Here is an 18,333-nt window from a genome sequence, read left to right as displayed (position 1 = left end):
GGGAGGGCGGTCAGTACCGCGGAGCGCCGCGGCCCCGCAGGATGTTGGAGGCCCGGCGCTCCCGCGCTCCCCAGCACGCGCGGTGCCAGTGCCGCCGGTCGTCCACCCCGGCGCCGTGCATCGGCCAGGCCACCACGTGGCCCACCCCGGGCGGGATCTCCTGGTCGCAGCCCGGGCAGCGGTAGGACCGCCCCGAGGTGCCCGCGACGGTCTGGACCACCCAGTCGTCGCCCCGGTAGTTCTCGGTTCGGCGCAGCGATCCGCCGAGCGGTTCGGCCGGCTCGGCGCTCTCGCGCTGGGCGCTCTTGATCCGGTTGCGGCGGGGCACGGCGGACTGCCTCTCTTCCGGGGGCTCGGAGTCGTTCCAGCCTACGGCCGCCCGGCCCCTGGAACGGCCTCTATCACGGGTCGGGCCGGTGGTCCGGTGTTTTTGCCGAGATCCACCCGATCATCGAGCAGATTCGGGGTTCAGCGTGCCATTGGCACATGACATCGGATACCCACGAAGGGAACAGGCGGGGCTCGCAGACCCTGCGTGCACCCGAGGAGGCCCAAGGATGACCAAGACCACCCCCCGCGCCGAGACCCGTCGGCCCGTCGGCGTCCGGCCGCCCGCCCCCGGTCCGGCGCTGGCCTCCGCGCCGCCGCTGACCGCCGTCCCGGGCGAACCGCTCACCGCCGGACAGCGCACCGGCGCGCTGCCGCCGGACACCGCACCGGTGCGGGTCGGCGCGTTCCTGCTGTCCGCGCAGTTCCCCGGCCAGACCCACGGCGAGGCGCTGGAGCGGACCGTCCGGGCCACCGTCGAGGCCGAACGCGCGGGCCTGGACAGCGTCTGGCTGGCCGAGCACCACTTCGTCCCGTACGGGGTCTGCCCCGACGCGGCGACGCTGGCCGGGCTGCTGCTCGGCCGCACCCGCCGCATCGGCGTCGGCACCGCCGTCAGCGTGCTCTCCACCCGCCACCCGGTGGTGCTCGGCGAGCAGGCCGCGCTGCTGCACCTGACCTCCGGCGGACGCTTCACCCTGGGGGTCGGCCGCGGCGGGCCGTGGATCGACCTGGACGTCTTCGGCAGCGGCGTGGACGCCTACGAGACCGGCTTCCCGGAGCGCCTCGACCTGCTGATGCGCTGGCTGCGCGGCTCCCGGGTGGGCGCCGACGGCCCGCAGTTCTCCTTCCCGGAGGTGCCGGTGGTGCCGCAGGCCACCGAGTCGCTGCGCCGCCCCGGCCTGGGCAGCTGGCTCGGCCTGGACGAGCCCTCCGGCCCGGTGCGCTTCCCGCGCCAGCGCCAGGACCCCGACGGTCTCGCGGAGGAACTCACCAGCGCCGGACGGCCGGTGGCCGGCCCGCCGGTGGTCGTCGCCTGCACCTCGCCGAACGGCGTGAAGCTGGCCGCCGAACGCGGCCTGCCGATGCTCCTCGGCATGCACTCGGGCGACGACGACAAGCTGCGCATGCTGGAGCTCTACCGCGCCGCCTGGCTGGCCGCCGGACGCGGCGAGGAGCAGCTGCGCCGGATCAACCGCCAGCACGTTGCCGCCGGGGTGGCGCAGGTGGACGACCGCACCTCGCAGGCCCGGGCCGTCCTGCTGAACTCGATGCCCGGCTGGTTCGAGTACGGGCTGGGCGCGCACCGCACCGTGGACGGCCGCGAGCGGAAGATGCGCGACCCGCACCAGTACACCGAACTCCTCTGCGACCTGCACGCGGTGGGCACGCCGAGGCAGTGCGCCGACCGGCTGCTGGCCACCGCCGAGCGCACCGGCATCCGCCGGTTCGCCCTGCTCGCGGAGGGCAGCGGGGACCGCGAGGCGACCGTGCACAACATCGCCCGGCTCGGCTCCGAGGTGCTGCCGCAGCTGAGTTGAGAGCGCCGGGCGTGACCGCCGCCCGTCCCCCCGCACCGGGGGGACGGCAACGGCCGACACCGCCGGGATCAGCAGTCCCGCAGTTCCTCGGACTGGTTGAGCAACTGCTCCCGGACGGACGTGAAGCGGTCGTAGCGCGCCTCGTTGGCCTCGGACGGCAGGAACACCGCCACCCGGTGACAGTTCTGGAACGCCAGCCGCACCCCGAAGTGGCGCTGCAGGGCGCCCCGGATGGCATCGCTGGCCAGGGCGCGCAGCAGCTGGCCGCGGGCCTGCTCACTGGGCGGCGGCACCTGGTTGTCGGCGAAGTCGGTGCCGTCGACCTTCGCCTGGGCGACCAACGAGCTGATCAGGTCCCAGGCGTACGGCAGCGAGACGCGGACGCAGTCGACGAATTCCCGCTCGTCGACCTCGCCCCGCTCAGCCTTCTCCAGCAGGGCCGGTGAGACGTCGAGCGACATGGATTCTCCTCTCGCGGTCCACCCGCGCGGCGCCCGGGTGGTCGTGCGTAGTCCAAGCTCACAAGTGAGGGTGGGCGAAATCGCAGGGATGTCCGGAACACGGTGGTACGGGGGTTTCCGGCACCTTTGCGAAAGGCGGGGGCACACGGGACGTGACGTCCCGGACACCGACCGCGTCAGAACAGCGTGGCAGTCAACGGCGGGGCGGGCTGGTCATTCCTGGGGATTACTCCGGAAACACGCCTTGGTGCACCAGATTGGCCAGATCCCGTCGGATCGTTCATCTGAACTCTCCATCCCCGTTGACAGCGAACCCGCAGTCGTGCCGTCACACACCGTAGCGGCCGGATGGCGCGGGCGCCAGAGCGCGACGAGGCGGCGGTGGGATCGCCGAACCTCCATGTTCGCGGGGTTCGCGCTTTCTTCACCCGGTCGTCGCGGAATCGCATCAACTGGCCCCGGTGGGCTAGCGTGGTCGACCGTGCGTCTCGTAATTGCCCGCTGCTCAGTCGACTATGCCGGTCGGCTCTCCGCCCATCTGCCCTCCGCCACCAGGCTCATCCTGGTCAAGGCCGACGGCAGCGTCAGCATCCACGCCGACGACCGCGCCTACAAGCCGCTCAACTGGATGTCCCCGCCGTGCGCCCTCAAGGAGGCCGACGGGGTCTGGACGGTGGAGAACAAGGCCGGCGAGAAGCTCATCATCACCCTGGAGGAGGTGCTGCACGACTCGTCCCACGAGCTCGGGGTGGACCCGGGCCTGATCAAGGACGGCGTGGAGGCGCACCTCCAGGAGCTGCTCGCGGACCGGATGGAGGTGCTCGGCACCGGCTGGTCGCTGATCCGCCGCGAGTACCCGACCGCGATCGGCCCGGTCGACATCCTCTGCCGTGACGCCGACGGCGCCACGGTGGCCGTCGAGATCAAGCGCCGCGGCGAGATCGACGGCGTCGAGCAGCTCACCCGCTACCTCGAACTCCTCAACCGGGACCCGCTGTTGGCCCCGGTCAAGGGCGTCTTCGCCGCACAGGAGATCAAGCCCCAGGCACGCGTCCTGGCCACCGACCGGGGCATCGGCTGCGTGGTCCTCGACTACGACGAGCTGCGCGGCATCGACGACGACAAGCTCAAGCTGTTCTGATCCTCAACTCGGGGACGAGGTCGCGGATCCCGTCCCGGTCGGCGTCGTCGGCGTGGCCGGCGGCGCCGTCGTCGGTGTCGGGCTCGGGGTGGTCGACGGCGTCACCGTGTGGCTCGGCGTCGGCTGGGAGGGCTTCGGGCCCGGCTGGGTGGGCTGCGACTGCCCCGGCGGCTGGGAGGGCTGCGGCTGTCCCGGTGCGGGCGGCTGCGGCTGCTGCGGGGCGTCCGAGGTGGTGGCTCCGGGCGAGGCGCTGGCCCTCCTGGTCGGCGAGGCGCTCGCCGGGTGCGAGGCGCTGCCGCTGACCGTGGGCTCCGCACCGGTGCCCGTCCCCGCCGGGCCGCTCGGATCGCCCCCGCCCGTCCCGGGCGCCGCCGGGCCGCTGTCGGCGGACGGCACCGGCATCGGCGCGTTCCCGGTGTCGCCCGCGTCGTCCAGCCGGCCGTGCGGATCGTTCCCCCGGTGCTCCTCGGGCCCGGTGATGCTCATCGCCACCGCCGTGCCGAGCATGCCGAAGGTGAGCACGGCGGCGGAGGCCACCACCACCCGGCGCCGCTTGCGGGCCCGGGCCTTCAGCCCGGCCGGCACCCGGGCGGCGATCTTGCGGATCACCGGGCCGCGGCCCGGCGCCGCCGCGGCCGCGGCGGCGGGCAGCTGCCGGCCCTCGGCGCGCAGCAGGTCGAGCATCCGGCGCGCGGCGGCGACCCCGCGCTGCTCCCCGGCGGTGACCCGCAGGGTGAGCGCGGTCTCCAGCTCGGCGATCGCCCGGGACGGCTGCTGGACGCAGAGCGCGTGGACGCCCGCCTCGTGGTGGAACCACGCCTGGTCGACCGTCGCGCCGGTGCGCCGGGCGGCCTCCAGACCGAGCTGGAGCACCCGCTCCCAGGCGCCCCAGCGCAGCGACAGCGCCAGTGCGGGCGCCGCCGCCCGGGCCAGTCGGACCACCGCCTCGTGCCGCCCGGCGGCCCGGTCGGCCAGCAGGACCCCGACGATGACCTCGGCCTCGGCGGCGATCTGCTCCAGCGTCACCGAACTGTGCCCGACCCACCAGGCGAAGTGCTGGGCGGCGCCGTCCACGCAGCCGCGGGCCGGCCAGTGCGGCAGGAGCAGTTCCAGCGCCCCGGCCGTCAGCCGGTGGTGCCCGCCGATGGACACCGCCAGCCCGGCGTCGGCGAGTTCGGCCAGCGCGCTCTCGCCCTGGCCGACGTCGATCAGCGCGGGCAGGTGCGGTGCGGTCGGGCACTCGCCGCCGAGCGCGACGGCGAGCCGCAGCACGGCCTGCGCGGGCTCGCTCAGCCCCTCGGCGAGCCGGACGGCGGGCGAGGCGGTCTCGGCGACCGAGGGCAGCGGGACGGTGCGGCGCAGCGCGTCCTCGCGCACCGCCGGATCGGGGTCGCGGGCGGGCTCGTCGAGCGCGCCGAAGACGTCCAGCCGGTCCTCCTCGGCGGCGACCAGCGCGTCCACCGCGACGTCGCGCTGGCGCAGCAGCGCGGCGGCCTGGACGAAGCGCAGCGGCAGTCCCTCGGACTCGAACCAGAGGTCGACCGCCCACGCCTTCTCGGCGACGTCCAGGGGCCGTCCGGCCAGGCGGGCGGTGAGGGTGAGGCAGGCGGAGCGGGAGAGCCCGGCGACGGGGTGGTCCTGCAGCCGGGAGCCGGCGGGCAGCGCCGGGCCGCCGGGGGCGACCGAGATCAGGAAGGCGCAGCGGGGGGCGGCGGCGAGCAGTTCCTCCAGCTCGGCGCCGGTCGGCTCGGCCTCGTCGATCACGACGACGGCGCTGATCCCGGCGAGGTGGGCGGCCAGCTGACCGGGGTCGGGGCGGTAGCCGGGGGCGTGGTGGGTGGCCGCGAAGAGGTCCTGGAGCAGGTCGGCGGCGGTGCGGCGGTGGCCGCAGAGCTGGACGACGCCGCCGGGGGCGAGGTCGGCCGCGGCCTCGGCGACGGCCGACAGCAGGGTGCTGCGGCCCGAACCGGCCTGGCCGACCAGGCGTATCGACCGGCCCTCCGCGAGCAGGCCGAGCAGTTCGGCGATGTCGGCCTCGCGGTCGAGCAGCGGCAGGTCGGTGGGCCCGGCGCCGAGGGCGAGCGGGCCGACGGCGCGGCCGACGCCGCCGACCGGGCCGCGGGCGGGTTCGCTGCGTTCGAGCCGGCGCGGGCGGGGGCGCCACTCCTCCGGGCAGGGTCGGGCCTCGGAGCCGTCCGGGGCTCCGACACCGACCAGCAGGCCGCCGGAGACCAGTTCCCCACCGCGGGTGCGGACGGCCTCCTGCCGGAACTCCCCGGTTGGCTGTGCCACGTTCTGCTCCGCATCGTGCTCGGCCGCCGGCCCCGCGCCGGGCGGCACACGTCTCGGTCGCGGCCGCGGGCGGGCCCTGGGCGGCCGTCTTCTGACGGGCAGACTCTCGCACATCCGGGCCCGCGCGTGTAGCGCGGTCCGGTCGGAGGAGGCCGGAGACCGTGCGCTCAGAGCACGTGGGCCTCGGCGATGCCGCCGTCGACGGCCAGGATGCGGTGCAGTTTGGTGGCCACCAGCAGCCGCTGGAGCTGCGCGGGGACGGAGCGCAGGACGAGCCGGCGGCCGATCCGGCCGGCCCGCCGGTGGGTGCCCATGATCACGCCGAGGCCGGTGGCGTCCCAGAACTCCAGTCGGGCGAGGTCCAGCACGAGGTCGCCGAGTCCCCCGTCCACGGCCTGGTGCAGCAGGGCCCGCGCGTCGGCGGCGGTGCGCACGTCGAGGCGGCCTTCGATGGCCAGCGCCGTGTGGTCGCCGGTGATGCGCATGCTCTCCTCCTTCGCCTGGGTGGCCTGGTCGGGGTGGTCCGCCCCGGCCGCGCGGACTCGGGAGCGGGGGTCCGGATCGGGCTGGGACCGCCGGGCGGGACGCCTGTGGCGGCTCGGCCCGCACCCGGCCCCGGTCGGAATGCCGGGTTCCCTCATCTGACGGTGGAGCAGCGCCGCAGGTTGCTGGTTCCCGCCCCGGTCTGAAGCAACTTCACTCGTCCGAGGGAATATACGCAGGAACTCTCCACACCTACGCTCGATTACCGCCCAAATCACCCGTCTGCGGCACCCGGCGTGAGGAAACTCACCCGTCCCGGCGCGGTGGGCCGCACGATGCTCCGATCGCACGGCCCACCAGGGCGTTCAGCGCCGTCGGCTCACTTGCCCTCGTACGGGTAGAAGCCGCGGCCGCTCTTGCGGCCGAGGTCGCCGGCGGTGACCATCCGGGCCATGATCTCCGGGGCGGCGAACTTCTCGTCCTGGGTCTCGGTGTAGATGTTGCGGGCGGCGTGCAGCAGGATGTCCACCCCGGTCAGGTCGGCGGTCTGCAGCGGGCCCATCGCGTGGCCGAAGCCCAGGCGGCAGGCGGTGTCGATGTCCTCGGCGGTGGCCACGCCCGACTCGTACAGCTTGGCGGCCTCCACGACCAGCGCGGTGATCAGGCGGGTGGTGACGAAGCCGGCCACGTCGCGGTTGACCACCACGACCTCCTTGCCGACGCCCTCGGCGTAGGCGCGGGCGGCGGCCAGGGTCTCGTCGCTGGTCTTGTAGCCGCGGACCAGCTCGACCAGCTTCATCATCGGGACGGGCGAGAAGAAGTGCACGCCCACGACGGACTCCGGGCGCTGGGTGGCGGCGGCGATCCGGGTGATCGGGATGGCGGAGGTGTTGGAGGCCAGCACGGCGCCGTCCTTGGCGAGCTTGTCCAGCTCGCGGAAGACGCCCTCCTTGACGTCCAGCTGCTCGAACACGGCCTCGACCACGATGTCGGCCTCGGCGACGGCGCCCAGGTCCGTGGTGGTGGTGATCCGGCCCAGCGCGGCCTCGGCGTCCTCGGCGCTCATCCTGCCCTTGGCGACGAACTTCTCGTACGAGGCGCGGATGCCCGCGAGGCCGCGCTGCAGCGCCTCCTCGGTGACGTCCCGCAGCACCACCGGGTGACCGGCCTGCGCGGACACCTGGGCGATGCCGGCGCCCATCAGGCCGGCACCGATCACGGCGATCTGCTTGCTGGACGCATTGCTCATGGCTTGGTCTCCCGATGCCGTCGCCGCCCCGAGGGCGGGCCCTGAAGGCGGCTCAGGGCAGGGGTTGCCGCCGGAGAGCCGCATCGCTCAATTCCGGGACTCTAGTGCCAGGATCCGCCGGGCAGTAGCAATCGGGAGTGTGATCTGCAACCGACCTGGTCAGTCGCCCACGTCGCTGGTCAGACGGTCCCACGGCCTGACGGTCCTATGGTCCTAAGGTCCTACGGGTCCTACGGTTCTGCCGTTCTACGGTCCCCCGGCCTGGCGGGCCCTGCGGTCCCGCGGTCAGATGCTCAGCCCGAGGTCCTGGGCCAGGATCGCCGCCTGCACCCGGCTGCGCAGCCGCAGCTTCGCCAGGATCCGGCTCACATGGGTCTTGGTGGTCGCCTCCGCCATCTCCAGCCGGCGCGCGATCTCCCCGTTGGACAGCCCCGCCCCGATGCAGGCCAGCACCTCCCGCTCACGGGCGGTCAGACCGGCCACCGCCGCCTTCGCCTCCGGCCCGACCTGCCGCTCCGGGCGGGCGAAGGCGCCGATCAGCCGCCTGGTCACCGAGGGCGCCAGCATGCCGTCCCCGCGCGCCACCGTGCGGATGCCCTCGACCAGGGTGTCCGCCTCCAGGTCCTTCAGCAGGAACCCGGCCGCACCGGCCCGCAGCGCGCCGTAGACGTACTCGTCCAGGTCGAAGGTGGTGAGCACGAGCACCTGGGCGGCCCCGGCGGCGACCACCTGGCGGGTCGCCGAGACGCCGTCCAGCCGGGGCATCTGCACGTCCATCAGGACCACGTCCGGCCGCAGCTCCAGCGCCAGCCGGACGGCCTCCTCCCCGTCGGCGGCCTGTCCGACCACCTCCAGGCCGGGCTCGGCCCGCAGGATCATCACCAGCGCGGTCCGCACCGCCGCCTGGTCCTCGGCCACCAGCACCCGGATCGTCATGCCCGTCCCCCGCTCTCCCGGTCGTGCGGAAGCACCGCGCGCACGCTCCACCTGCCGTCCTTCGGCCCGGCCTCGAAGCTGCCGCCGAGCAGCCCGGCCCGCTCCCCCATGCCCACCAGTCCGGCCCGGGCACCGGGCAGTTCGCGCCCCGGTTCGTCCCGGTACGGGCTGTCGACCGCGATCCGCAGCTGCTCCGGCCCGAACTCCAGCCGCAGGGTGACCAGTCCGGGCCCGGCGTGCTTGAGCGCGTTGGTCAGCGACTCCTGCACGATCCGGTACGCGGCCAGGCCGACCGGCACCGGCACCTCGCCGCGCTCGCCGTCCTCGGTCAGCTCGAAGTCCAGCCCGACTCCCTGCCCCGCCGCCCGGGCCTTCACCAGCAGGGCGTCCACCGCCGCGAGGTCGGGCGCCGCGTAGGACTCGTCCGCCTCCCCGCCGCCGCTGTCGCGGAGCAGTCCGATCATGCGACGCATTTCGGCCAATCCCTGGACGCTGTTCTCCCGGATCACCGCCAGCACCTCGACCAGCGGATCGTCCTCGGCCAACCGCCGTCGCCGGGCGACCGACTGGGCGCCGGTGGCGTGGATCGCGATCGCCGACAGGTGGTTGGCCACCACGTCGTGCAACTCCCTTGCCATCCTGGCCCGTTCGGCGCCCACCGCCTCACGCCGGTCCATCTCCGAGAGCAACGCGGTCTGTTCGGCCCGCAGCCGCTCGGTCTCCGCCTCCTGCCGGTGCTTGCGCACCACGTCCCCGGTCCACACCGGCGCCAGGAACACCAGCGAGCTGACCACCACGATCAGCAGCCCGGCCCCGGTGCCGGATTTCCACCAGATCAGGCTGGAGAGCACCAGCACCGTCGAGCCGCCGGTCAGGTGCAGCACCCGCGACATCCGGGCAGTGCCGTAGACCACCGCCGCGTACAGCAGATCGGTGTACATGATCATCGTCGCCAGCAGACTGCCGGCGCACAGGCTCCCGGCGAACGTCAGCCCGCCGAGCGCCACCGTGAGCACCGGCCGGGTGCGCCGCACCAGCTCCAGCCCGGCCATCACCACCAGCGGCAGCACCACGGCCCACAGCGGCAGCCGGTCGGCGCCTTCGTACACCTTGAAGACGATCAGGACCGCGCCGCCGAGCAGCCCGGCCAGGGCGATCAGCCGGTCCACGCGGCGCGGGGGGATGGGCGGTACGAGCACGCCCCCATCTCACCATCCCCGGGCCCCTCCTCCGCTCCCGTCCACGGAGGAGGCGGCTACATCGAAAGGTGCAGGCCCCTCCGGCACCGGGCGACGACGACACCGCCGCACCCGCGCGGGAGGCTGGTCGCACCGCCGAGACGTCCGGGAGCAGAACGTGATCGTCACCCTCATCGCCGCGGCCGAGATCTCCTGGTGGATCGTGCTCGGCCTCGCGCTCTCCGCCCGCTACCTGCTGCGCTGGCGCCGCACCAGCACCGCGCTGCTGATCGGCCTGCCGCTGGTCGACCTCGCCCTGTACGTCCTCACCGTGCTGAACCTGCGCGGCGGCGCCGAGGCCGGCTGGATGCACGCCCTCGCCGCGAGCTACGCCGGCTTCTCGGTCGGCTACGGCCCCTCGCTGGTCGCCTGGGCCGACCGGCACTTCCTGCACCGCTTCGCCGGCGGCCCGAAGCCGCTGCCCTCGCCCAAGTACGGCCCGGAACGCACGGCGTACGAGTGGCGGATCGCGGGCCGCACCGTCGTCTCGTCCGCGATCACCCTGGCCCTGATCACCCTGCTCGTCCCGCTCTCGGCCGGCTCGGCCCACTTCGGCACCTTCGCCCAGTGGTACTGGCGGCTGGGCATCGCGGCCGTCGTCAACGTGATCGTGGCCGGCTGCTTCTCGATCTGGCCCAAGGAGCCGCCGGCCGGCGTACGGGTCGAGAACGGCCGGGTGGTGGAGCCGGCCCCGGCCGAGCACGCCGGCCCGCGGTCGTAGCCGCGCCCCGGTCCGGCCGCTCGTGCCGTGCCGGGCTGGACCGGACCGGACCGGCCGGACGGGCCCTAGCGGTTCTCCCCCGGCACCCACAGCACGTCGCCGCGCTCCTTGTTGGCCACCCGGGCCAGGATGAACAGCAGGTCGGACAGCCGGTTGAGGTACTTCGCGGTCAGCGGGTTGACGGTGTCCCCGTACTCCGCGATCGCCGCCCAGGTGGAGCGCTCGGCGCGCCGCACCACCGTGCACGCCAGGTGCAGGTGGGCCGCTCCGGGCGTGCCGCCGGGCAGGATGAAGCTGCGCAGCTTCTCGACCTGCGCCAGGTAGTGGTCGCAGTCCGCCTCCAGGCGGTCGATGTAGGACTGCAGCACCCGCAGCGGCGGGTACTGCGGGTCCTCGACCACCGGGGTGGACAGGTCCGCGCCGACGTCGAACAGGTCGTTCTGGACCCGGGTGAGCACGGCCACCACGTCCTCGGCCAGCGAGCCGGCGGCCACCGCCACCCCGATCGCCGCGTTCGCCTCGTTGGCGTCGGCGTACGCCATCAGCCGCGGGTCGGTCTTGGTGGTCCGGCTCATGTCGCCGAGCGCGGTCGTGCCGTCGTCCCCGGTGCGGGTGTAGATGCGCGTCAGATTGACCATGCGGCCAGCCTAGCCGCCGGTGTTAGGCGCCGTTAACCCCGCCGACGGCCCCGCCGTCCCCGGGGCGGCCCGGCCCCTCGTCGCCCGGCTCCCGGCGGGCCTCCCGCCCCGGAGTCCCGCCGCTACGCGACGTTGACCTCCCCCAGCCTCCGGCCGGGGGGACCCCCACCCCAGCCTCCGGCCGGGGGGACCCCCACCCCAGCCTCCGGCCGGGGGGACCCCCACCCCGAGGGTCTCGTCGCTACGCGACGTTGACCTCCCCCAGCCTCCGGCCGGGGGGACCCCCACCCCGAGGGTCTCGTCGCTACGCGACGTTGACCCTCTGCCCGGGCGGGGCCGCCTCCAGCCAGGCCAGGAAGCCGGTGAGGGCGTCCTCGCTCATCGCCAGCTCCAGCGGGGACCCGTTGTGCAGGCAGCGCAGCACCACCGAGCCGGAGAGCAGCGCCAGCTCCTCCTGGCCCTCCGGGTAGCGCCGGCCCAGCACCTCGATCTCCCGGCGGGGCAGCACCTTGCGCGGGCGCGGGGCGTAGGAGAACACCCGGAACCACTCGATCGAGTCGCCGCTGTACCGGCCGATACCAAAAACCCACCCCTTGCCGTCGGTCGGGGGGACCGGGGCGGAGGTGGGTTTGCCGTTCTCGTCGAGGTCGGGCTGCGTGGAGGCGTCGGCGGGCATTTTGAGCCGGTAACTGCAGTCGAACGTGCCGCCGACCCGCTGGATCAGGCGGCGGCGGACGGCGAAGGCCATCAGGCCGATCACTCCCAGCGCCACGACCGCCGCACACACCACAAGCGCGAGGACCATGCTCACCTACCTCCTCGCTACCCGCGTTCCCCGTTGCGGTCGTATGAAGCGACCGCGCTGACCTACCAACTACGACGACAGTCCCGGGGTCACGCTCGCGCGTCCCCGGGACCGTCGGTCGACCCCGCTAAGCCGGGGTCCGGCGCACTCAGGCGTGGGCCTTGAGGCCGCGCGCCGCGAACAGACGGACCTCGGCGCGACGCTCGGCGTGCGCGTCCAGGTCCGACTTGGCCTGCTCCAGTGCGCGCTCGGCACGCGCGACGTCGATCTCGTCCGCCAGCTCGGCGATCTCCGCGAGCAGAGACAGCTTGTTGTCGGCGAAGGAGATGAAGCCGCCGTGCACCGCGGCGATGACGGTCCCGCCGTCCACCGTGCGGATGGTGACCGGACCGGTCTCCAGCACGCTCAGCACCGGGGTGTGGCCCGGCATGATGCCGGTGTCACCGGAGGCCGTACGGGCGACGACGATGGTGGCCGCACCGGACCACACCTTGCGGTCGGCTGCGACCAGCTCGACGTGCAGCTCAGCCAACGTGGGCTCCTAGGCTCATGCAACCCCCGATTACTCGGGAGTTTCGGTAAGAATAACGGCCCCGCGCCCCCGGCATGAAACCGGCGGCACGGATTTGACCGGAATCACAGCCGATGCGACGTGAGGGGTGGTCCCCAGGCTCGGGGGCCACCCCTCACGGTCACTCAGCTGCTACCGGCCGCGCTTACTTCTTGGCCAGCTCGGCGGCGTTCTTCTCGAGGTCCTCGATGCCACCGCACATGAAGAAGGCCTGCTCCGGGACGGAGTCGTACTTGCCGTCCGCGATCGCGTTGAAGGCCTCGATGGTCTCCGACAGCGGCACGGTCGAACCCTCGACACCGGTGAACTGCTTCGCCACGTAGGTGTTCTGCGAGAGGAAGCGCTCGATGCGACGGGCACGGTGGACCGTGATCTTGTCCTCTTCGGACAGCTCGTCCATACCGAGGATGGCGATGATGTCCTGGAGGTCCTTGTACTTCTGCAGGATCCCCTTGACGCGGACGGCCGTGTCGTAGTGGTTCTGCGCGATGTACCGCGGGTCGAGGATGCGGGACGTGGAGTCCAGCGGGTCGACGGCCGGGTAGATGCCCTTCTCCGAGATCGGGCGCGACAGAACGGTGGTCGCGTCCAGGTGGGCGAAGGTGGTGGCCGGGGCCGGGTCGGTCAGGTCGTCCGCGGGGACGTAGATCGCCTGCATCGAGGTGATCGAGTGACCGCGGGTCGAGGTGATGCGCTCCTGGAGGAGGCCCATCTCGTCGGCCAGGTTCGGCTGGTAACCCACCGCGGAGGGCATGCGGCCGAGCAGGGTCGACACCTCGGAACCGGCCTGGGTGAACCGGAAGATGTTGTCGATGAAGAGCAGCACGTCCTGCTTCTGCACATCGCGGAAGTACTCCGCCATGGTCAGGGCGGACAGGGCGACGCGCAGACGGGTGCCCGGCGGCTCGTCCATCTGGCCGAAGACCAGCGCGGTCTTGTCCAGAACGCCCGAGTCGACCATCTCGTCGATCAGGTCGTTGCCCTCACGGGTGCGCTCGCCGACGCCGGCGAACACCGACACACCACCGAAGTTCTCGGCGACGCGGTAGATCATCTCCTGGATCAGAACGGTCTTGCCGACACCGGCGCCACCGAACAGACCGATCTTGCCACCCTGCACGTACGGGGTGAGGAGGTCGATGACCTTGATGCCGGTCTCGAACATCTCGGTCTTCGACTCGAGCTCCGAGAAGTTCGGGGCCTTGCGGTGGATCGGCCAGCGGACCGACACCTGGGACTCGAACTCGGACTTGTCGACGTTCAGCACCTCACCGAGGGCGTTGAACACCTTGCCCTTGGTGATGTCGCCGACCGGCACCGAGATGGCGGCACCGGTGTCGACGACCTGCGAACCGCGGACCAGGCCGTCGGTCGGCTGCATCGAGATGCCGCGGACCAGGCCGTCGCCGAGGTGCTGGGCGACCTCGAGGGTCAGGGTCTTCTTGCCCGTGCCGTCGGGGTTGTCCACCTCGACGTGCAGGGCGTTGAACATCTCCGGGATGGCGTCGACGGGGAACTCCACGTCGACGACCGGGCCGATGACCCGCGCGACGCGGCCCGTCGCCGTGGTCGGCTCAACAGTGGTGGTCATAGTCATTCGCTCCCGCGGCTGGCGTCAGCGAGCGCGTTGGCGCCACCGACGATCTCGCTGATTTCCTGGGTGATCTCGGCCTGGCGGGCCGAGTTGGCAAGCCGCGTGAGCGACTTGATGAGCTCGCCGGCATTGTCCGTCGCGCTCTTCATCGCGCGGCGGCGGGCGGCGTGCTCGGAGGCAGCCGACTGCAGCAGCGCGTTGTAGATCCGGCTCTCGACGTACCGCGGCAGCAGCGCGTCCAGGACGCCCTCCGCCGACGGCTCGAAGTCGTACAGCGGGAAGATCTCCGACTTGGCCGACGTCTGGTCGCTGAGCTGGACCTCGTCCAGCTTCAGCGGCAGCAGCCGGGCCGCCACCGCGTCCTGCGTCAGCATCGACACGAACTCGGTCGAGACCACGTGGAGCTCGTCCACGCCGCCGGTCTCGGCCGTGAAGGCCTCGATCAGCTCGGCCGCGACCATCTTGGCGTCGCCGTAGGTCGGCTTGTCCGAGAAGCCCGTCCACGAGTTGCCGACCGCCAGGTTGCGGAAGGTGAAGTACGACAGACCCTTCCGACCGACGATGTAGGTCACCACGTCCTTGCCCTCGCCGCGCAGGCGCTCGATGAGCGTCAGCGCGGCCTTGATGGCGTTGGACGAGTAGCCGCCGGCCAGGCCGCGGTCCGCCGTGATCAGCAGGACGGCCGCACGCGTGGCGTCGGGGTTCTCGGTGGTGAGCGGGTGCTTGGCGTTGGACCGGGTGGCCACCGCCGTCACCGCCCGGGTGAGCTCGTCGGCGTACGGAGCGGAGGCCGCCACCGCGCGCTGCGCCTTGCCGATGCGCGCCGCGGAGATCATCTCCATCGCCTTGGTGATCTTCTTCGTCGCGGTGACAGAGCGGATCCGGCGCTTGTAGACCCGAAGCTGTGCTCCCATGGGTCGTTACGTCCTTTCCCTCGCTACCGGACTCAGGCCTGCTCGGAGAGCAGCTTGCCGTCGGCGGTCTGGTAACCCTGCTTGAACGCCTCGATCGCGCTGGTCAGCGCGTCGACGGTGCCGTCGGCCAGCAGACCGGTCTCGACGATGCCGGCCAGCAGGTCCTTGTGCTGCAGGCGGACGTAGTCGAGGAACTCGCGCTCGAAGCGGCGGATCTCGGCGACCGGGACGTCGTCCAGCTTGCCGGTGGTGCCGGCCCAGATGGAGACGACCTGCTCCTCGACCGGGAACGGCTGGTACTGGCCCTGCTTCAGCAGCTCGACCATGCGCGCACCGCGCTCCAGCTGGGCCTTGGAGGCCGCGTCCAGGTCGGAGCCGAAGCCGGCGAAGGCCTCCAGCTCACGGTACTGGGCGAGGTCCAAGCGCAGACGGCCGGCGACCGAGCGCATGGCCTTGATCTGGGCGGAGCCACCGACGCGGGAGACCGAGATGCCGACGTTCACGGCCGGGCGGATGCCGGCGTTGAACAGGTCGGACTCCAGGAAGCACTGGCCGTCGGTGATGGAGATGACGTTGGTCGGGATGTACGCCGAGACGTCGTTGGCCTTGGTCTCGATGATCGGCAGACCGGTCATCGAGCCGCCGCCCAGCTCGTCGTTCAGCTTGGCGCAGCGCTCCAGCAGGCGGGAGTGCAGGTAGAAGACGTCACCCGGGTAGGCCTCGCGGCCCGGCGGGCGGCGCAGCAGCAGGGAGACGGAGCGGTAGGCCTCGGCCTGCTTCGACAGGTCGTCGAAGATGATCAGGACGTGCTTGCCGGCGTACATCCAGTGCTGGCCGATGGCCGAACCGGTGTACGGGGCGAGGTACTTGAAGCCGGCCGGGTCGGAAGCCGGAGCCGCCACGATGGTGGTGTACTCCAGCGCGCCGGCCTCCTCCAGGGCGCCGCGGACGGACGCGATGGTGGAGCCCTTCTGGCCGACGGCGACGTAGATGCAGCGGACCTGCTTCTCCGGGTCGCCCGAGCGCCAGTTGTCGCGCTGGTTGATGATCGTGTCGACGGCCACCGCGGTCTTGCCGGTCTGGCGGTCACCGATGATCAGCTGGCGCTGGCCGCGGCCGATCGGGGTCATCGCGTCGATCGCCTTGATGCCGGTCTGCAGCGGCTGCTTGACCGACTTGCGGGCCATGACGCCGGGGGCCTGCAGCTCGAGGGCGCGGCGGCCCTCGGTGGCGATCTCGCCCAGGCCGTCGATCGGGTTGCCCAGCGGGTCCACGACACGGCCCAGGTAGCCGTCGCCGACCGGGACGGAGAGGACCTCGCCGGTGCGGCGCACGGTCTGGCCCTCTTCGATGCCGCCGAACTCACCGAGGATGACGACACCGATCTCGCGGGTGTCGAGGTTCAGCGCGAGGCCGAGCGTGCCGTCCTCGAACTTCAGCAGCTCGTTGGCCATGACCGAGGGCAGGCCCTCGACCTTGGCAATACCGTCCATGGCCTCGGTGACCGTACCGACCTCTTCAACAGAGGCGGCGTCCGGCTGGTACGACTGGACAAAGTCGGCCAGCGCGTCCCGGATCTCCTCCGGACGGATCGTAAGCTCCGCCATCAGGCTTCCCTGCTCTCCTAGTTTGCGATCCTCGGCCCGCCATTGAGGGCCGCAAGTACTCGACTCTCGGCCGGGTCGTATGAACCGGCCGTACGATTTGCCGGCTCCTTGGGGAGCCGGTTTCCCGACCGAGGGTCGGATGTGCTGCTTCGGGTGCTCAGCCCTCGAGCGACTGGCGAGCGCCTTCGAGGCGGCTCGACACGGTGCCGTCGATGATCTCGTCGCCGATCTGCACCCGGACACCGCCGACGACCTCGGGGTCGATGTCGATGTTCAGGTGGACCTGGCGGCCGTACATCCGGCCCAGAGCACCGGACAGGCGCTCCTTCTGGGCGTCGGACAGCGGCACCGCGGTGGTGACCAGGGCCACCACGCGGTCGCGGCGCGCCGCGGCGAGCTTCGAGTAGGACTCGAGGCCCTGCTCCAGGCTACGGCCACGCGGCTTGTTGACGAGGGCGGTGACCAGCCGGACGGTGCCGGCGTTGGCGCGACCGCCGAGCAGCTTCTTGATCAGTTCGGCCTTGGCGACGGCGCCGGCCTTCGGCTCGGTCAGCGCGGCACGCAGCTCGTGCGAGCCGCCCACCACCCGGCCGAAGCGGAAGAGCTCGTCCTCGACGTCGTCCAGGACGCCGGCCTTGTCCGCGGCGATGACCTCGGCGTACGCGGCGAGCTCCTCGATCGCGTCCACCAGGTCGCGCGCACCCGACCAGCGGGAGCGGACCAGGCCGGAGACCAGGTCCACGGTCTCGCCGGAGACCTGGCCGGTCAGCAGCGAGGTGACCAGCTGGGCCTTGTCCTGGCCCGACCGGGACGGGTCGGTCAGGACGCGGCGCAGCGACACCTCACGGTCCAGCACGGCCGTGACGGCGGTGAGCTCCTCGGCGAGCTTGACCGCGTCCACCGAGGTGGAGTCGGTCAGGCTCTCCAGGTTCTGCCGACCGGCGGCAAGAGCCTCGCGGCTGGCGCCGATCACTTGGCCGCACCCTGAGCAACGGCGGCCTTGGCCTCCAGCTCGTCCAGGAAGCGGTCGATCACGCCGCTCTGCCGGGCGTTGTCCTCAAGGGACTCGCCCACGATGCGGGAAGCCAGCTGGGTGGCCAGCGAACCCACGTCCTGACGCAGGGCGGCAGTCGCCTGCTTCTTGTCGGCCTCGATCTGGGCGTGACCGGCGGCGACGATGGCCTCGCGCTGGCGCTGGCCCTCCTCGCGCATCTCGGCGAGCTGGGCGGCACCCTGCTCACGAGCCTGCTCGACGATGCGGGCAGCCTCGTGGCGCGCCTCGGCGAGCTCGGCGCGGTACTGCTCAAGCAGGGCCTGGGCCTCCGCCTGAGCGGCCTCGGCGCGCTCCATGCCGCCCTCGATCGCGTCCCGGCGCTCCGACAGCACCTTCTCGATGCTGGGGAGGAGCTTCTTGCCGAGCAGACCGAAGACGATGAAGAAGCAGAGCAGGCCGATGATGACCTCGGGCCACGCGGGAAGCAGGGGGTTCATCTTCTCCCCCTCCTCCGCGAGCTGAGCCGCGAAACTCATATCTGGACCTTCCTCGAAAGGGTCTAACGGCGGGGTGATTACTTGCCGGCGCCGAAGACGAACGGCATGACGATGCCGATGAGGGCGAGCGCCTCGGTCAGCGCGAAGCCGATGAACATGTTGGAGCGGATCAGACCGGCAGCCTCGGGCTGACGGGCCATGGCCTGGACACCGTTACCGAAGATGAGACCAACACCGATGCCCGGGCCGATCGCGGCGAGACCGTAACCGATCGAGGCGACGGAACCGTAGACCTCAGCGAGCTGCTGCATTTCAGCTTGTCCT

Annotated in this window: 19 protein-coding genes; 3 read left to right on the top strand and 16 right to left on the bottom strand. The window is 72.2% G+C overall.

Going from position 1 to position 18,333, the window contains the following annotated elements; all coding sequences use genetic code 11:
- Window positions 1–10 precede the first annotated feature (10 nt).
- Window positions 11–328: an ATP/GTP-binding protein gene (locus ACGF07_RS01975; protein ID WP_392894543.1), complete on the bottom strand. Its 318-nt coding sequence runs from the start codon at window positions 326–328 to the stop codon at window positions 11–13.
- Window positions 329–719: 391 nt separating this feature from the next.
- Here ACGF07_RS01975 and ACGF07_RS01970 point away from each other — a divergent pair, with 391 nt between their 5' ends.
- The gene (locus tag ACGF07_RS01970) at window positions 720–1,868 is read left to right on the top strand and encodes an LLM class flavin-dependent oxidoreductase (RefSeq protein WP_350744301.1); all 1,149 of its coding nucleotides are present in this window, start codon (window positions 720–722) and stop codon (window positions 1,866–1,868) included.
- A 68-nt stretch (window positions 1,869–1,936) separates the two neighbouring features.
- On the opposite strand, the gene ACGF07_RS01965 is transcribed toward ACGF07_RS01970, so the two are convergent.
- Window positions 1,937–2,329 (bottom strand): SCO5389 family protein, encoded by a 393-nt coding sequence (locus ACGF07_RS01965; protein ID WP_045694845.1) that lies wholly within the window; start codon window positions 2,327–2,329, stop codon window positions 1,937–1,939.
- A 481-nt stretch (window positions 2,330–2,810) separates the two neighbouring features.
- On the opposite strand from ACGF07_RS01965, the gene nucS reads away from it, so the two are divergent.
- Window positions 2,811–3,470 (top strand): endonuclease NucS, encoded by a 660-nt coding sequence (gene nucS / locus ACGF07_RS01960; protein WP_030235828.1) that lies wholly within the window; start codon window positions 2,811–2,813, stop codon window positions 3,468–3,470.
- Window positions 3,471–3,473: 3 nt separating this feature from the next.
- On the opposite strand, the gene ACGF07_RS01955 is transcribed toward nucS, so the two are convergent.
- The 5 genes from ACGF07_RS01955 to ACGF07_RS01935 all read right to left on the bottom strand — a co-directional run bounded on the left by ACGF07_RS01955 (window position 3,474) and on the right by ACGF07_RS01935 (window position 9,629).
- Window positions 3,474–5,762: an ATP-binding protein gene (locus tag ACGF07_RS01955; RefSeq protein WP_392894541.1), complete on the bottom strand. Its 2,289-nt coding sequence runs from the start codon at window positions 5,760–5,762 to the stop codon at window positions 3,474–3,476.
- Window positions 5,763–5,929: 167 nt separating this feature from the next.
- A complete protein-coding gene (locus tag ACGF07_RS01950; RefSeq protein ID WP_350744295.1) occupies window positions 5,930–6,247 on the bottom strand; it encodes an STAS domain-containing protein in 318 nt (105 codons plus the stop codon).
- Between the two features lie 377 nt (window positions 6,248–6,624).
- Entirely contained in the window at window positions 6,625–7,494 is an 870-nt protein-coding gene (locus ACGF07_RS01945) for a 3-hydroxyacyl-CoA dehydrogenase family protein (protein ID WP_350744296.1), read from the bottom strand.
- 285 nt (window positions 7,495–7,779) lie between these two features.
- The gene (locus ACGF07_RS01940; protein WP_350744297.1) at window positions 7,780–8,430 is read right to left on the bottom strand and encodes a response regulator transcription factor; all 651 of its coding nucleotides are present in this window, start codon (window positions 8,428–8,430) and stop codon (window positions 7,780–7,782) included.
- Window positions 8,427–9,629: a sensor histidine kinase gene (locus ACGF07_RS01935; RefSeq protein WP_392894538.1), complete on the bottom strand. Its 1,203-nt coding sequence runs from the start codon at window positions 9,627–9,629 to the stop codon at window positions 8,427–8,429. Before ACGF07_RS01935 ends, ACGF07_RS01940 begins: the two co-directional genes overlap by 4 nt.
- 157 nt (window positions 9,630–9,786) lie before the next feature.
- Between ACGF07_RS01935 and ACGF07_RS01930 the strand changes: the two genes are divergently transcribed.
- Window positions 9,787–10,389 carry a hypothetical protein gene (locus ACGF07_RS01930; RefSeq protein WP_350744299.1) on the top strand — a complete coding sequence of 201 codons (603 nt, stop codon included), beginning with the start codon at window positions 9,787–9,789 and terminating at the stop codon, window positions 10,387–10,389.
- 65 nt (window positions 10,390–10,454) lie between these two features.
- On the opposite strand, the gene ACGF07_RS01925 is transcribed toward ACGF07_RS01930, so the two are convergent.
- The 9 genes from ACGF07_RS01925 to atpE form a co-directional block, all read right to left on the bottom strand.
- Window positions 10,455–11,027 (bottom strand): cob(I)yrinic acid a,c-diamide adenosyltransferase, encoded by a 573-nt coding sequence (locus ACGF07_RS01925; RefSeq protein WP_350737760.1) that lies wholly within the window; start codon window positions 11,025–11,027, stop codon window positions 10,455–10,457.
- Between the two features lie 304 nt (window positions 11,028–11,331).
- Window positions 11,332–11,832: a DUF2550 domain-containing protein gene (locus ACGF07_RS01920; protein WP_359899950.1), complete on the bottom strand. Its 501-nt coding sequence runs from the start codon at window positions 11,830–11,832 to the stop codon at window positions 11,332–11,334.
- 148 nt (window positions 11,833–11,980) lie between these two features.
- On the bottom strand, window positions 11,981–12,364 hold the full coding sequence (locus ACGF07_RS01915) for a F0F1 ATP synthase subunit epsilon (protein WP_030282045.1): 384 nt from the start codon (window positions 12,362–12,364) through the stop codon (window positions 11,981–11,983).
- 184 nt (window positions 12,365–12,548) lie between these two features.
- Window positions 12,549–13,994 (bottom strand): F0F1 ATP synthase subunit beta, encoded by a 1,446-nt coding sequence (gene atpD / locus ACGF07_RS01910; protein ID WP_350737766.1) that lies wholly within the window; start codon window positions 13,992–13,994, stop codon window positions 12,549–12,551.
- A gap of 2 nt (window positions 13,995–13,996) precedes the next feature.
- Window positions 13,997–14,911, bottom strand: coding sequence for a F0F1 ATP synthase subunit gamma (locus ACGF07_RS01905; RefSeq protein WP_350737769.1), 915 nt, complete (start codon window positions 14,909–14,911; stop codon window positions 13,997–13,999).
- Window positions 14,912–14,943: 32 nt separating this feature from the next.
- Window positions 14,944–16,518 (bottom strand): F0F1 ATP synthase subunit alpha, encoded by a 1,575-nt coding sequence (gene atpA / locus ACGF07_RS01900; RefSeq protein ID WP_350737772.1) that lies wholly within the window; start codon window positions 16,516–16,518, stop codon window positions 14,944–14,946.
- Window positions 16,519–16,675: 157 nt separating this feature from the next.
- Window positions 16,676–17,491 (bottom strand): F0F1 ATP synthase subunit delta, encoded by an 816-nt coding sequence (locus tag ACGF07_RS01895; protein ID WP_350737775.1) that lies wholly within the window; start codon window positions 17,489–17,491, stop codon window positions 16,676–16,678.
- Window positions 17,488–18,048 (bottom strand): F0F1 ATP synthase subunit B, encoded by a 561-nt coding sequence (locus ACGF07_RS01890; RefSeq protein ID WP_350737778.1) that lies wholly within the window; start codon window positions 18,046–18,048, stop codon window positions 17,488–17,490. Before ACGF07_RS01890 ends, ACGF07_RS01895 begins: the two co-directional genes overlap by 4 nt.
- Window positions 18,049–18,086: 38 nt before the next feature.
- Window positions 18,087–18,320, bottom strand: a complete 234-nt coding sequence (atpE, locus tag ACGF07_RS01885) for an ATP synthase F0 subunit C (protein WP_350511999.1) — start codon at window positions 18,318–18,320, stop codon at window positions 18,087–18,089.
- Window positions 18,321–18,333 lie beyond the last annotated feature (13 nt).

It is taken from the genome of Kitasatospora sp. NPDC048194 (assembly GCF_043202455.1).
GTDB lineage: Bacteria > Actinomycetota > Actinomycetes > Streptomycetales > Streptomycetaceae > Kitasatospora.
This window is presented reverse-complemented; position numbering and strand designations above follow the sequence as displayed.

What these genes read in the sequence shown, in the direction of transcription:
- ACGF07_RS01925 (WP_350737760.1), bottom strand. Translation starts at nt 11,027, where the DNA reads ATGGTCAATCTGACGCGCATCTACACCCGCACCGGGGACGACGGCACG.
- ACGF07_RS01920 (WP_359899950.1), bottom strand. Translation starts at nt 11,832, where the DNA reads ATGGTCCTCGCGCTTGTGGTGTGTGCGGCGGTCGTGGCGCTGGGAGTG.
- ACGF07_RS01890 (WP_350737778.1), bottom strand. Translation starts at nt 18,048, where the DNA reads ATGAGTTTCGCGGCTCAGCTCGCGGAGGAGGGGGAGAAGATGAACCCC.
- ACGF07_RS01965 (WP_045694845.1), bottom strand. Translation starts at nt 2,329, where the DNA reads ATGTCGCTCGACGTCTCACCGGCCCTGCTGGAGAAGGCTGAGCGGGGC.
- atpA (WP_350737772.1), bottom strand. Translation starts at nt 16,518, where the DNA reads ATGGCGGAGCTTACGATCCGTCCGGAGGAGATCCGGGACGCGCTGGCC.
- ACGF07_RS01905 (WP_350737769.1), bottom strand. Translation starts at nt 14,911, where the DNA reads ATGGGAGCACAGCTTCGGGTCTACAAGCGCCGGATCCGCTCTGTCACC.
- ACGF07_RS01950 (WP_350744295.1), bottom strand. Translation starts at nt 6,247, where the DNA reads ATGCGCATCACCGGCGACCACACGGCGCTGGCCATCGAAGGCCGCCTC.
- atpD (WP_350737766.1), bottom strand. Translation starts at nt 13,994, where the DNA reads ATGACCACCACTGTTGAGCCGACCACGGCGACGGGCCGCGTCGCGCGG.
- ACGF07_RS01945 (WP_350744296.1), bottom strand. Translation starts at nt 7,494, where the DNA reads ATGAGCAATGCGTCCAGCAAGCAGATCGCCGTGATCGGTGCCGGCCTG.
- atpE (WP_350511999.1), bottom strand. Translation starts at nt 18,320, where the DNA reads ATGCAGCAGCTCGCTGAGGTCTACGGTTCCGTCGCCTCGATCGGTTAC.
- ACGF07_RS01940 (WP_350744297.1), bottom strand. Translation starts at nt 8,430, where the DNA reads ATGACGATCCGGGTGCTGGTGGCCGAGGACCAGGCGGCGGTGCGGACC.